The following is a 13,794-nucleotide window of genomic DNA, read 5'->3' on the forward strand; positions in this document are numbered from 1 at the left end:
GCGTTGGCTTACCAGCAACCCTGCCGGCTGCCACTAAGTAAAGCCCAGCAAGCATCTCCTATTTCCTGCATCCCTTCGGGGCCAAAGGTCCCTCTTCCTGCATGCTTATGGCCACCTACTTCCCGCCCGCCCAGACCGAGCAAGAGCTGCTGGTGCAGCCTACCGAGTTGGAGAAAGTGCTTAACTGCTACCGGTTACGGCCCCAGGAGCTTATTGACGCCGAGCAGCAGGTGTACCACGCGCTGGAGGCGTTTCAGCAAAACGGCTTCTTCGTGCTCGTGAATGACCGGCAGGTGGAAAGTCTGGACGAGGAAGTATGGCTCGGCAGCGGAGCTACGGCCAGCTTTCTGAAGCTTACCCCGCTGGTTGGTGGTTGCAGTCTGACACAGCTTCCACTGAAATAATAGTTTAACAGCAACAAGATGGCAACGTCTGAGAAATTTACTTTAGCTCCCTTACCCGCCGAAACCAGCCCGGAAGCGCTAGCCCAGCAGGCCGTGCTGCAACAACTCATTCGGGAAGACGCGGCGGTGGCCAACTGGCACAGCAACATCAGCGACTTGCCGACCTACCAGGCCGTTCGCACGCAGGACGCTGCCTACCGGGGCCAGTTAGCCTTAGCGGCCCTGGCGGCCATTCGGGCTAATAGCGGTCGGGTAGCTACTACCATGGTGAAGCTGTTGGGAGCGTTGATGCGCAGCACGGTAGACCTGGGCGAAGCCGATTTTATCACCCTTTTTCAGGGCTACGGCCTGCGGTTCGAAACGCCTAACGCGGAGACGGTTCGCAATGCGCTAGGCATTTATCCGGTGGCACTGACGCTGGGGCAGGTCGAGAAATTTGTCAGAAAAAACGGAGTACCAGCGGCGTTGGCCACTTACCTCACGCAGTTTTTGGCCGGTACCCACCTAGAACTGACGGGCTGGCTCTCCAGCGACGTGGCTAAGCTACAACGCCGGTTGCAAGCGCTTCTTAGCCAGCAGCCTGCGGCGGTGAGGCCCGTGCTATCCTTTCCCGAAGGCGATGCCTTTGGGCGGAACCTGACGCAGTTTGTGGGTAGCTTGCCCGAGGAGGCGCCCACGACCATGCCTTGGCTGCACCTGTTGCAACTGTGGCAGCGCGCCAGCGGCGGCCAGCCTACGGCCAAGTATCGCCAGGAACTGACCGCCGCAGTGGCCGCCGTAGGCCCCGAAGACGTGCGCACGCAGGGCGGGGCGCTGTTGGCTACACTGGCCGCGCTAAACCCTGAGGAAATAACCACGGTAACGGAACATCCAGGAACATTTACGATTCAGCAGCTAGCCTCTATGTATGGGGCTGCGGCCACCATCACCCCACAAGGGTATAGCGTCGCCCGCACCGAAATTCGCTACCTGCTCGAACCCAGCCAAAACGTGGCCAAGGGCCTGATCTGGACCCTGGCCCCGCTGGCCAACGAGCGGCTGCTAGCGCTGCTGACCAGCTACGCAGCCAAGTGCTTCCGCAAGATTCCGGGGAAAGGCCCACTGGCGGCGGGCTTGGGCAATGCCTGCTTGCTGGCTCTCTCGCAAAACGGCCTGCCCGGCGTGGCGGCTCTGGCGCGGGTGCGCTCCAACATTCGCCAGACCAACACCCAGGAGCTCATTGCCCGCTATATCGCCCAGGAGTCGCAGAAGCTGGGCGTGAGCCCGGCTGAAATTGAGGATATGGCCGTGCCGGATTCCGGGCTTGAGAATGGGCGTTTAGATGAGACCTTCGGCGACTATACTGCCACGCTTACCCTGCACGAGGGCAAGGCGGAAGTGCAGTGGCTCAAGGCCGATAAAGCCCTGAAAAGCGCCCCCGCGGCCCTCAAAGCCACCCACCCCGACGAGCTGAAAGAGCTGAAAGCCGCCCAGACCCAGGCCCAGCAAACCTACACCACCCAGCGCGATCGGCTCGACCGCAGCTTCGTGGATCAGCGCCGTATTCCCTGGCCCTGGTTTGCGCAGTATTACTTCCGGCACGGCCTGCTGAGTCTGCTGGCCCGCCCGCTCATCTGGCGCCTGCACCGCCCTGATGGCGCATTTCAGGATGCCATTTTTCAGGAAGATGCCTGGCAGGATGCCCTGGGCCAAGTGGTGCCCGCCCCTACGCCCGGCACGGAGCTCCAGCTCTGGCACCCCGTGCTGACTTCGGCGGATGAGGTGCTGGCTTGGCGGCGGATGCTGGACACCAGGCAGATACGGCAGCCGCTCAAGCAGGCATTCCGGGAGGTGTACCTGCTCACGCCCCCCGAGGAGCGCACCCGCACCTACTCCAACCGCATGGCGGCCCACATTCTCAAGCAGCACCAGTTCAACAGCCTGGCCAAGCTGCGCGGCTGGCGCTACCGCCTGCTCGGGGCTTACGACAAAGGCTACGACTCCGAAACGGCGAGCTTACCCCTGCCCATACATGACCTGACGGCCGAGTTTTGGGTGAGCGAAGTGTACGCCGACGGAGAATGGAACGATACGGGCATTTACAACTACGTGAGCACCGACCAGGTGCGCTTCACCCGGGCCAACGAGCCGGTGCCGCTGCCGGAAATACCGGCCCTGGTTTTCTCGGAGGTGATGCGCGATGTGGACCTGTTTGTGGGCGTGGCCTCGGTGGGCAACGACCCGCAATGGCGCGACAACGGCGGGCTGGCCCAGTTCCGTACCTACTGGGAAAGCTACTCCTTTGGTGACTTGAGTGAAGTGGCCAAAACCCGCAAGCTGGCCCTGGAGCGGTTGGTTCCCCGCCTGAAAATTGGTAGGGTGAGCGAAATCAAAGGCAACTTTCTGGTAGTGAAGGGCCACCGCCACGTCTACAAGATCCACCTGGGCTCGGGCAACATCCTCATGGAGCCCAACGACCAGTACCTGTGCATTGTGCCGGACCGCTCCAGTAAGCAGCTCGGCTCCACCGACGTGTTTCTGCCCTTCGAGGGCGACGCCGTGCTGTCCATCATCCTGAGCAAGGCGCTGTTGCTGATGGACGACGATAAAATAACCGACGAAACCATCCTGCGCCAGCTGTGAATACGAGCCTGCCCCACAAACCCTCGCCGACCTGTCCGCCGACGTCGTGTTGGCCTAGGGAGTGACCTAGGGCGCCTGGGCCGTGATGCAGAAGGCGCGCGTCAATGGCAGCCTAACCAAAAGCCTCGTGTTTGGCGTGCTGGAGGGGGCACAGCGTGAAATTATCTGGCTAGAGATGCCCGCTCAGGGCTAACTCGTGCAGAACCTGGACTCAGCCAGTGTGCGGATGCTGCTACGCAAGCTAGCGAACAAGCTCACTGCCGGCCAGTTGCTAACGGTGAAGTCACAGGCGCTGCACCTAGATTTAGTAGATACCCCTGAGGCTGACAAGGCAATCTCACTGGATTTGAGTACCTCCAGGGTCAGTGGTTCAACGGCAGCTTCTACACGTAACGCCAAGCCAAGCGTTTCCAAAAGACCCAGTAAATGCCCTTGCTGGTGGCGTACAGCGCCCAGAATAGTTTCCAACGTGGCATGATTCCAGTGGAAATGTGGTCATTCCCGACGCTAGTATATATAGTAAGTTTATTCTCCGCATAATTTGCGGTGAATACAACCCTTATTCTCCGCACTGTTCTCTACGCTACGAGTAAACCAGTGTAGTGCAATGGCACATTGTGCTGCTGTTTACACTACGCACTGTGAGGATGAGGTCCAGGTTGGTCCTGTAGTTTAGCCATTAGCCCAAGCAGCCCTATTGCAAACCTCTTAGCCGTCGGTAAAAGGCCTCCGCGTAGGTGTCACTAATGGGAATAAGCTGATCGGCAATCTGAATCCGGTTTTTCTCGATGTGCTCAATCTTAGCGATGGCCACCAGAAAGGACCGGTGCACGCGGGCAAACTCCCGGGCAGGCAGCAACTCCTCCAGTTGGGCAAAGCTGAGCAGGGTCATCAGCTTTTCCTGCGTGGTATGAATGCGCAGGTAGTCCTTCATTCCCTCCACGAAGAGGATGTTACGGACCGCAACCTTTTGGATGCGGTGACCCACTTTCAGAAATATATAGTCCGCCTCGCCACTTGGCGCTGCTCGTTCTACTTGCGCCTGGACGTCCCGCTCGGGGCTCTGCTGCTGGTAGAGGCGCAGCACCGACTTATAAAACCGCTCGAATGTAAAGGGCTTCACTAAATAGTCCCGTACCTCTAACTCGTACGCTTTCAGCGCATACTGATCATAGGCCGTGGTAAGGATGATCATGGGTTTAGGGCTGAGCATCGGAATGAAGCTGAGCCCGTCCAGGTCCGGCATGTTAATGTCCAGGAACAGCACGTCCGGCTGCTCAGTCTGTAGCTGAGCTGTAGCTTCCAGGGGACTCGAGAACACGCCTTTCAATTCCAGGAAAGGCACTTTGCGGATGTACTCTTCCAGTATTTCCTGGGCCAGGTATTCGTCTTCAATGATGCAGCAGCTGAGCGTTGCTTTCATGCGCCGGGTGGTGTAGGCCGTGGATGGTAAGCACGACGGTAAATGTCTCGTTGGCACTCTGCGTGGAGAGCGTATGCTGACCAGGATACAGTAAGGCCAAGCGTTTTCGGACGTTGGGCAGCCCAATGCCCCCCGGCCCTTCCAGTAGATTGGCGGGCCTTTTAGCAGTAGGATTTTGCACGCTGAAGGTTAGCCGGTCGCCCAGCACTTCCACCCGAACCTTCAGGTCACCGGGCTCCAGTCGGGCCGGGCTGTGCTTGTAGGCATTTTCGAGCAGGTGCACGAACAGCAGGGGAGCAAGGTAACAGGAGTTAGGGTCGCCGGCTACCTGCATATCCACTACGGGGCTGTTGCGGTAACGGAGCTGCTGCAAGCTCACGTAATCCCGCACGTAGTCCAGTTCTCGAGCCAGCGGTACGGTAGCCGCATTGGACTCATACAGCATATAGCGCATCAATGAGGCCAGCTGCATCACGGCCTCCGGGGCGCTAGCGGCCTGTTTGTAAACCAGCGTATGGATATTATTCAGGGTATTGAATAAGAAGTGGGGGTTAATCTGAGATTTGAGATACTGCAGCTCGGCTTCAGCCGCCTGCTTTTCCAACTGCTCCTTGCGGATGGTATTGAGCACCAGGGTTTCGGTAATTCGGGCCAGCCAGCCCAGGAACAAAAAAATGGCTGTCGTAAGCAAATGCGCGGTGTAGTAGCTAAAGCTGAGCGGCTGGTAGTGAAACAGTAAAAACGGCAACGGCCCAGTCAGCGCTATTGCCGCCAGTCGGAGCCAGTAGGCCCGGTTCCTTTTCTGGCCAGCATACCGGGTCAACACACGGAAGTAGCTGTAAAAAACGTACAGGCAGGTAGCAACAAACCCGGTTGTGGTGCTTGCCCAGTGGACACTGTCATCGGTTCTGAGTTGTACGCTCACCAAAAAGGTGAACAAGACCCAGACGACCAGATGGATCAGCCGAAAGATTCTCTTGACGCGCTCCATACTGCAAAGGTGTTGCTTCCCGCCAAGCCGGCCCAGCCCCTTCTACCAGTTACGGATTTTAATCTACGGGCGGAGAAAAGCAATCGGCCAGCCGTTTGGCGGCGGCAATCGGCCACTTGGTCGATTGCTTTGGCGCAGTCGCCTATCCGGTTTTGCGCTCCGGCTGGGCGGGCGTTGCTTCGTTTTGCACCAGAGAAAGCACCTTATACGCGTGGCTCCTCTTACCCGATTAACCGAAGCAGAACCGATAACATGGGAAAGAACCCAGCGGGCCTCTCCATCCGAGGCGTCTCCAAAAAGTATGCGAATGGCGTGCAGGCCTTGCACAATGTGTCGCTGGCCATTCCGCCGGGCATGTACGGGCTGCTGGGGCCCAATGGCGCGGGCAAATCGACCCTAATGCGCACCCTGGCTACGCTGCAGGAGCCGGATGCGGGACAAATACTCTTGGGCGACATTGACGTAATCACCCAAAAGGCCGCCGTGCGCCAGACGCTGGGCTACTTACCCCAGGAATTTGGGGTGTACCCCAAAGCCAGCGCCGAGGAAATGCTCGACTACTTTGCCGTGCTCAAGGGTATTACCAGCCGGGCCGCGCGGCGGGCAACCACTGAGGATCTGCTCAGGAAGACGAACCTGTGGGATAAGCGCAAGCAGAAGCTGGGCGGCTATTCCGGGGGCATGCGTCAGCGCTTCGGGGTGGCAGTGGCCCTGCTGGGCAACCCGCAGCTGCTCATCGTTGATGAGCCCACGGCGGGGCTGGACCCGGCCGAGCGGGTGCGCTTCCTCAACCTACTCAGCGAGTTGGGGGAGCACAGCGTGGTCATCCTTTCCACCCACATCGTGGAGGACGTGGCGGAGCTGTGTTCAAACATGGCCATTATCAACCAGGGGCAGATTTTGCTGGAGGCCGCCCCGCTGGAGGCCGCGGCCGCCCTGCAGGGCCGCATCTGGCGCACGCTGACCACTAAACAGGCCCTGCCGGCGCTGGAGCAGGAGCACCGCGTTATTTCAACTAAGCTGCTGGGTGGCCGCAGCCTGGTGCGCGTGTATAGCCCGGCACAACCCGCTCCGGGGTTTGAAGCAGTGGAGCCGGACTTGGAGGACGTGTATTTCAGCGCCCTGACCGGCTGCTTCCACCCGGCCAATCAGCGGCCCCAATCGACGGTTGCGCCATGATGCTCCGAACCATTTTTGCGCTGGAATTCCGCTACCAATTACGCCAGGCCCCCACTTGGCTTTACTTCGGAGCCCTGCTGGTACTCGCATTTCTGATTGTAACGGCTAACTTTCTCTCCGATGCGCAGGAGGGCTACTTCCTGCTGAATGCGCCCATCGTTCTGGCTTCGGTGGCGGTAGTCAGCAGCAACTTCTGGCTGGTTATCGGGGCCTCGGTGGCGGGTGAGGCGGCGGCCCGCGATGTGCAGACGCGCATGTACCTGCTCACCTACCCCACTCCTACCAGCAAGGCCGTCTACCTGGGTGGACGGTTTGGGGCCGCCCTGCTGCTCAATGGCCTGATCTTATCGGCCGTACCGCTGGGCATCCTGCTTGGCATGTACGGCGCCGGGGTCGAGGCTGAGCTGCTGGGTCCGTTTCGGGCAGCGGCTTATTTGAGCACCTTTGGCTGTATCCTGCTGCCCAACGCATTTTTTGCCACGGCCACGCAGTTCTCGGCAGCAACGCTCAGCCGCCGGGCCATTGCCAGCTATCTGGGCGCAACTGCCCTCCTGGCTATAGTATACCTGCTGAGCTTTGCGCTGCACCAAACCGGTGAGTGGCAGCATTTGGTGGATCCGATGGGCTTTTCGGCGGTGATGAGCTACCAGACCAAGTGGAGCCCGCTGGAACGTACTACCCGCCTGGTCTTATCCGAGAACTTGTTTCTACTCAACCGCCTCCTCTGGTTCGGGGCGTCACTGGGCCTGCTGGCCCTCACTTACGCGCGGTTTCAGCTTGTGCTGCCGGAAACGGGCCGGAAACCGCGGCCTGATCAGCCGCCAGTAACCGATACTCTGCCCCGAAACTACTCCAGCTGGGGTACAGCGCAAACCCAGCCACCCATTCTGGGTATGTACGGGGTTGCCACGCAGGTACGGCAGTTGCGCTTCCTCACGGGGGAAGGCTTCCGGCACCTGGCAACAAGCAAATCCGGGCTGCCGCTACTGGCCCTGCTGGCCCTGCTCACGGGCTTTACCCTGCCTGGCAACCTGAAAGGCCGCGGAACGCCTTTGCTGCCCCGAACTGATGTCGTGCTGCACCAGCTAACGGCCCCCCTGACCGAACCGAAATTCTTCGGGGTTCTTATTGCTGTGCTCATCATTTTCTATGCCGGGGAATTGGTGTGGCGGGAGCGGGAGGCGGGCCTGAGCGACATAGCTGACGCCACGCCAGTCCCGGAATGGGTCCTATTCACGAGTTGTCTGCTGGTGCTGGGCCTGATGATAGTTAGCTGGGTGGCCTTTCTCATGGTGGCCGGCCTAGTAGGGCAGGCAGCCTTGGGCGGTCCGCCGCCGGAAATAGGTCTCTATCTGCACGCTTTCTTTGGGCTGCAGCTAGCAGATTACCTCCTCTTCGCGCTGCTGACTTTGACGGTGCACGGGCTCGTGAACCAGAAATTTGTGGGGCATCTCGTAGCCCTGCTGGCTTACGGCTTCATAGCCTTCGGCACTAGCCTGGGTGTTGAGCACAAGCTGCTCATCTTCACGGCCAGTCCGGGCTGGACGTATACTGACATGGCGGGCTTTGGCCCGACGCTGGTACCCTGGCTGTGGTTTAAGGCGTACTGGGTGGCGTGGGCCCTGCTGCTGGCGGTAGTCGCGGTACTGTTCTGGGTGCGAAACCGGGAAAACGGCCCAGCCGCTCGGCTTAAACTGGCCCGTGGCCGCTTTACGGGTGCGGTGCCCCGGGTAGCGGCAACCGCAGTTGGGGGAGTGCTAGTGTTCGGTGGGTATGTGTTCTACAACACCAACGTGCGGCACGAGTACCTGTCCGCGGCTACCTCGGCGGCGCAGCGGGCAGCCTACGAACAGCGCTACGGCCGTTATCGGAATGCCGTTCAACCGCGGCTGACGGGTGTAAAGCTGCAGGTGGAGATATACCCCCAGCAGCAGTCGGCAACGATACGGGGCACCTACCAGCTGGTCAACAAGAGTGGCGCGCCCATCGACTCGGTTCACCTGGCCACGGGAACGGGCGCGGAAACTGCGGCCCTGGCTTTCGACCGGCCGGCCAGAGCTCTACTTGTGGATGCGGAACAGGGTTACCATATGTACGCCTTGACCGAGCCGCTCCGCCCCGGCGACTCGCTGCAGCTGAGCTTCGAGGTACGGCACCAAGTCCGCGGTTTTTCCAACGACGGCGCCGATCAGCAAATGCAGGCAAACGGCAGCAGCTTCCGCAACCTGGAGTGGCTGCCGGTGCTGGGCTACCAGCCCTACCGGGAGCTGGATGAGGCCGGCCTACGCAAAGCCTATGGCCTCGCCCCCCGCCCCGTTACCAACTCACTCTATGACGTAGCCGCCCGGCGGTACGCCCCCTTCGCCGAGCAGATTGCCTTCGAGGCCACAATCGGCACGGACGCCGACCAGACGGCCGTAGCCCCGGGCACCCTGCGCCGCACCTGGGCCCGGGCGGGCCGCCGGTACTTCCAATACGCAACGGAGTCACCCATCCGGAATGAGTACGCCATCTTCTCGGCTCGGTACGCACTGCAGGAAGGCCGCTGGCGCAATCCGGCGGCCAGCCTGGGGCAGGAGGTTGCCATTCAAGTTTTCTACCCGCCGGGCGTTACCGGCAATCCTGGGCGGATGATCCGCAGCGCCCGGGCTTCGCTGGATTTCTACAGCCAGCAGTTTGGTCCCTATCCGCACCGGCAACTCCGCTTCGTAACGCACCCGGGCTACAGTTTTGGTCACCACGCGGCTCCCATCGACATTACGGCGGAAGAAGGATTTTTCCTGCTGAACCCCAAGGCCGACAAACGAGGCTTTGACCTGGTCACGGCCGTCGTGGCGCACGAAGTAGCGCACCAGTGGTGGGGCAATCAGCTCAAGCAGGCCTACGTGGAGGGAGCGGGTCTGATTACGGAGAGCCTGGCCTGGTACTCGGCCATGGGGGTAGTGGAGGATAACTACGGCCCGGAGCATTTACGGCGACTCCTGGATTTTCTGCGCGAAGAAAACGAGACCCCGCGCACCCGGGCTGCTCAGCCCTTGCTGCAGGCCAATGACTGGTACCAGAACTACCGCAAGGGCCCTTTGGCGCTGTATGCTCTCAGCCAATACGCGGGCCGCAACCGAGTAAACGGCGCCCTGCAAAACCTGCTGGCGCATCACCGCCCCGGCACCCTCCCCTACCCTACGTCCCTGGATTTGTATCGGGAACTGCAGACGGCTACCCCTGACTCCCTCCAACCCCTGCTCCGGGACCTGTTCAAGACGAATACCTTTTGGGAACTGGCAACGCAGAACGCCACCGCCCGCCCGCTGGCTGGCGGCGCCTGGCAGGTACAGCTCACGGTGCAAGCCCGTAAACTGAAGGTAGATAGTGCGGGCACGGAAACGCCGCTGCCCCTGCAGGATTGGGTGGAAGTTGGCGTGTTTGGCCCAACCGGCCCGGGCTCCGCAGTTGGCCGGACGCTTTACCGCCAACGACACCGGCTCAGGACCGGGCAGCAAACCATCGTGGTGACAGTACCCGGTAAGCCAGCCCTTGCCGGGGTGGACCCCCGACTTTTGCTAGTGGATTGGAAACCAACGGATAACATTCGAACAGTACATGCGGCGAATTAGCGAGCACTCAGCCGTTGGTGTGGCAGCTAATTGGCTTTGGGCCGGGAATCTAGCCTGTTTTCCTGCCTAAGGAAATTGTTAGCGGTCAGACGAATGCGCTATACCTGAACGTCATTACATCCTAGTCCACGTCAGGTCGCTGGATGTCTTCAACCTACTAAGAATAGCCGTTTCCCTGTCAGAGATACCGTGCTTAGCGGCCCGAACGGTTACCTGTACTCAGCGTTTTTGGTCGGGCGTTGCCACTGGCGGAATCCAGTGATTTTGAAAAACGTCCCGCGTAAAGAATAGGCCATCCATAACCAAGGGCAAGCGCATGAGCGTGCTTTTGTACCCGAATACTTTCGATACCAAGGGCTGCTGCAACCACTGTGGCAGATCAGGTTTGGTCAGATCAACAAACAGATAGGGCTTCTCAGTCTGCCCTAACACATACTCTATGCTATTTCGCTTGTGTTTTTTCAGGGTAAGTATGTGGAAGAACAAGAGCTTCCCGAATTTGCCCTGGTAGCCCGTAAACCCGATGTTGTAGTAGCTCTTCCCGTATCCCTGCTTGATGTAATCTCCTAACCGCAGGTTTTGGTGGTAAAACTTCCGGTCAATATTTACTCCCTGGTACGTTAGGTGGGAAGCGGCGGCCCACACCATGATTTTGGCCCCGGGGTACAGCTCTTTCTGCAGGGCAGCAAGGTTTTCACCCATTTGCCGGTCCCGTACCTGGGTCTGGGAAAACTTTCGGGTGACTTCGGCAAGTGAGCTCCGGCAGAACTGTTGCCAAAAGAGCTCCTCCTGCGGCCTGGTGGTACCGGCTGCCCCCGCGTGCCGGTCTGCCAGAATATCTTTCAGACCGGTAGTTAACACCAGCGTGTCCGCGGGGCTTGGTTTGGAGAAATAGTCCGAGGTATGTATTGCCCTCTTCAGGGCGCCACTGAAAGCGTTCCATCTGGCCGTATCCTGGACCAGAGGGGAGTTGACGCCCTGTAAGTAGGCCTGCAAGTCGGGGACTAGCTGCTGGTCAGAATACGCCCCTGAAAACTTACAGTCGATGCCCGCCAATACCAGCGGCTTATCCGTGTTTTTCTGCTGGTCGATGTATCTGAACAGCTCTTCGGTTTCTGTGCTGATCCAGAAAGGGTACAGTGACTTCCTGGAGGCAGCAATAGCGGCCATTTTTCCCCGCTGTATTTGCTGCCAAGCCTTGTAGCAATCGTAGAAGCCGCTTTCAAAAGCAATTACCCGGAAGCCTAATTCTTGGTGCAGAAACTTAATAAGCCGGGTCTTTGCCTTGAACGAGCTGCCGTCGTAGTGGATAGGCTCCCCCAGCCCTACCACAGTTACCTCTTGCAGACGCTGCTTGAGCGGGGCCAAGTCGCGGTAATCTTCATTAGTTGGCTCGACATTACGCACCGGCAGGGCCTGAGCTTCCATATAGGTTAATCGATTAGTCATCGCCTGAGCCTGTAACTGTAAGCAATGGCATAGCAGCAGGAGAACAAGGGGAATGGTTCGCATTAAGAAGGGTTTGCAGGCAACCGGCTGGAAGTAGATGTTGCGCGGGGTAGAGTGCCCATTGATGCGACATGGTTGCAACCCAAAGCGTAACCGCTAGGAGTAATCGGAAGCCTCTATGCTCCTGCCCTAGCCTATCAGCGGCTGGTTCTGGCCCCCATTACAGTAGGCGCTACCCCGTCGCGGTAGATTACCGTTATAAATCAATCTGATGAATTCTGGTGTTGCCAGCGCACATTAGTTCTCAGTGATAGTAGCCTTACCTAACTGCCCGCGCTACCCTACTCGTCAAGTGGCAATACTCTACTGGCAAGCCCCTACCCCACCGACGCCACCTCAAGCTACTTCCTCAAGCCCGAATCGGAAACTTGATACGGCTCCCACATCCCGGCTACATACTACCGGTCCGACCTGTTCCGCTTTGCTAGCTGCCCCAACGTAGAGCATCGCTGCCGGCAGTAATACTTCTTCGCTTGCCGGAATAAGTGCCGATGTTTGGGAAGCGTGTTCATACTGGTGCAGTAAGTCAGCAGAGAAGCTTGCCTGGCATCTGCTGTTGCTGCCCGAAGAGCGCACCCACTGGTTCGGGCTGCTTACTCCGGTCGCGGATATGGTGAGTTATCCGGGGCTCAACTGCCCTTCAGTCGAATCATTTGGGACTGTGACTTCAACGGCTCTGCTCCCCCCTCTCCTGACAGTGGCAAATTGATCAGCCAGTGAACAACTGCTCAGGGGTCAGCGCTGCTCCAGCGGGGCCAAGCCAGTTTTTACCCCTGCCTGTGAGTGCTGTTTATTCCAGATCTCGAAAGCTCGACCCTGATTTATTAGCTACCATAATCAGACGCGCTGCATCGCGAAGGACCGTAAAAACGCCCTACCTCATGCTTGCTGCAAAGTGCAATCAGCTACTATTTCCTCACCTAAAAACCAGTGCACAAACAGGTTGTGTAGCACACGCAGATTCACACCCTTTTTACACCTTATTACGCATCTATATGCAGGTGAATATTCGTACCCCTTTATTCACCTATTACAGGGTACAGAGCACACCTATTTCCCCCACCCTGATTTACACCTTAAATTACACCTATAATTGCACTCGTTTCACCACCCGTTAAAAGGTACAGACTATAGCTATTATTACACCTTTATTTACACCTTAAATAATACCTATAAGTACACCAGTAACTATAACTTCTTATGCAACTAGTATTGCACCTAAAATAATTGCGTATTTTGCACCCGAAAACGCCTCTAATCTAACACCTGCTTTCTCAACCTTAAACTGGTGTGTTTTTGGGTTCGTTTTTACACCTAAAATTGAGTGCAATAGAATATTTTTTTGCACCTGCTAGCACACCTTATTCTACACCTCACATCATTTCACAACTACATGATAATCACTGTAGGCGGAATAAAAGGGGGGACTGGTAAGTCTACCATCTCCACAAATCTAGCCGTATGGCTTTCCCGGCAGGGACACGACGTTCTGTTGGTCGACGCGGATGAGCAGGAAAGCTCCTCCGACTTCACTGCGTGGCGGGGCGAAACGCGTAACGGGGAGCTGGGCTACACGCTGGTACAGCTCACCGGATCCCTGGTACGGCGGCAGGTGGAGCTGCTTAAGCCAAAGTACACGCACATTATCATTGATACGGGTGGGCGTGATACCTCCAGCCAGCGCGCTGCCTTGTTTGTTTCCGATCGATACCTGCTGCCGTTTGCGCCCCGCTCGTACGAAATCTGGACGCTATCCAAAGTGCTGTCGTTGCTGGCGGAAGTGCAGGACGTGCGCACCAGCCCTCTACAGACGTTCTCGTTTTTGAACAAGGCGGATACTCGTGGGGTAGACAATGCCGAGGCCATGGAAGTATTGCGGGAAAACGAGGAGCTCAACTTTGTGGACTATCCCGTTGTCAACCGCAAGGCCTTTGCTACGGCTGCCAGCAAAGGGCTGTCCGTGTTTGAGCACTCGCCAGTGGACGAGAAAGCCGTTGCCGAGCTTAATGTTTTATTCAGCCACGTGACCAAGTAGTATGGCCATCTCCAAGC

Annotated in this window: 8 protein-coding genes and 1 pseudogene; 5 read left to right on the forward strand and 4 right to left on the reverse strand. The window is 58.1% G+C overall.

Annotated elements, in window-relative coordinates; translation table 11 throughout:
• Positions 1-107: 107 nt before the first annotated feature.
• Positions 108-404 carry a hypothetical protein gene (locus ABIB60_RS18350; protein ID WP_354581935.1) on the forward strand — a complete coding sequence of 99 codons (297 nt, stop codon included), beginning with the start codon at positions 108-110 and terminating at the stop codon, positions 402-404.
• Positions 405-422: 18 nt separating this feature from the next.
• Entirely contained in the window at positions 423-3,026 is a 2,604-nt protein-coding gene (locus tag ABIB60_RS18355) for a DUF4132 domain-containing protein (protein ID WP_354581936.1), read from the forward strand.
• Positions 3,027-3,215: 189 nt separating this feature from the next.
• On the opposite strand, the pseudogene ABIB60_RS18360 reads toward ABIB60_RS18355, so the two are convergent.
• The 3 genes and pseudogenes from ABIB60_RS18360 to ABIB60_RS18370 all read right to left on the reverse strand — a co-directional run.
• Positions 3,216-3,509, reverse strand: a pseudogene (locus ABIB60_RS18360) (DUF4172 domain-containing protein); the annotation flags it as partial.
• A 211-nt stretch (positions 3,510-3,720) separates the two neighbouring features.
• Positions 3,721-4,449, reverse strand: coding sequence for a LytR/AlgR family response regulator transcription factor (locus ABIB60_RS18365; RefSeq protein WP_354581937.1), 729 nt, complete (start codon positions 4,447-4,449; stop codon positions 3,721-3,723).
• Positions 4,418-5,197 carry a sensor histidine kinase gene (locus ABIB60_RS18370; RefSeq protein WP_354581938.1) on the reverse strand — a complete coding sequence of 260 codons (780 nt, stop codon included), beginning with the start codon at positions 5,195-5,197 and terminating at the stop codon, positions 4,418-4,420. The genes ABIB60_RS18365 and ABIB60_RS18370 overlap by 32 nt, the downstream gene beginning before the upstream one ends.
• Before the next feature lie 495 nt (positions 5,198-5,692).
• Between ABIB60_RS18370 and ABIB60_RS18375 the strand changes: the two genes are divergently transcribed.
• Both ABIB60_RS18375 and ABIB60_RS18380 read left to right on the forward strand, forming a co-directional pair.
• Positions 5,693-6,619 carry an ABC transporter ATP-binding protein gene (locus ABIB60_RS18375; protein WP_354581939.1) on the forward strand — a complete coding sequence of 309 codons (927 nt, stop codon included), beginning with the start codon at positions 5,693-5,695 and terminating at the stop codon, positions 6,617-6,619.
• Positions 6,616-10,233 (forward strand): ABC transporter permease/M1 family aminopeptidase, encoded by a 3,618-nt coding sequence (locus ABIB60_RS18380; RefSeq protein ID WP_354581940.1) that lies wholly within the window; start codon positions 6,616-6,618, stop codon positions 10,231-10,233. The genes ABIB60_RS18375 and ABIB60_RS18380 overlap by 4 nt, the downstream gene beginning before the upstream one ends.
• Before the next feature lie 219 nt (positions 10,234-10,452).
• Here the strand turns inward: ABIB60_RS18380 and ABIB60_RS18385 are convergent, their stop codons facing one another.
• Entirely contained in the window at positions 10,453-11,745 is a 1,293-nt protein-coding gene (locus tag ABIB60_RS18385) for an erythromycin esterase family protein (protein ID WP_354581941.1), read from the reverse strand.
• A gap of 1,390 nt (positions 11,746-13,135) precedes the next feature.
• On the opposite strand from ABIB60_RS18385, the gene ABIB60_RS18390 reads away from it, so the two are divergent.
• Positions 13,136-13,777 (forward strand): nucleotide-binding protein, encoded by a 642-nt coding sequence (locus ABIB60_RS18390; protein ID WP_354581942.1) that lies wholly within the window; start codon positions 13,136-13,138, stop codon positions 13,775-13,777.
• Positions 13,778-13,794 lie beyond the last annotated feature (17 nt).

The sequence above is a fragment of the Hymenobacter sp. UYP22 genome, assembly GCF_040547285.1.
Classification (GTDB): domain Bacteria; phylum Bacteroidota; class Bacteroidia; order Cytophagales; family Hymenobacteraceae; genus Hymenobacter.

Coding starts and splice junctions, on each gene's coding strand:
- ABIB60_RS18350 (WP_354581935.1), top strand. CDS start 108: ATGGCCACCTACTTCCCGCCCGCCCAGACCGAGCAAGAGCTGCTGGTG.
- ABIB60_RS18355 (WP_354581936.1), top strand. CDS start 423: ATGGCAACGTCTGAGAAATTTACTTTAGCTCCCTTACCCGCCGAAACC.
- ABIB60_RS18365 (WP_354581937.1), bottom strand. CDS start 4,449: ATGAAAGCAACGCTCAGCTGCTGCATCATTGAAGACGAATACCTGGCC.
- ABIB60_RS18375 (WP_354581939.1), top strand. CDS start 5,693: ATGGGAAAGAACCCAGCGGGCCTCTCCATCCGAGGCGTCTCCAAAAAG.
- ABIB60_RS18380 (WP_354581940.1), top strand. CDS start 6,616: ATGATGCTCCGAACCATTTTTGCGCTGGAATTCCGCTACCAATTACGC.
- ABIB60_RS18385 (WP_354581941.1), bottom strand. CDS start 11,745: ATGCGAACCATTCCCCTTGTTCTCCTGCTGCTATGCCATTGCTTACAG.
- ABIB60_RS18390 (WP_354581942.1), top strand. CDS start 13,136: ATGATAATCACTGTAGGCGGAATAAAAGGGGGGACTGGTAAGTCTACC.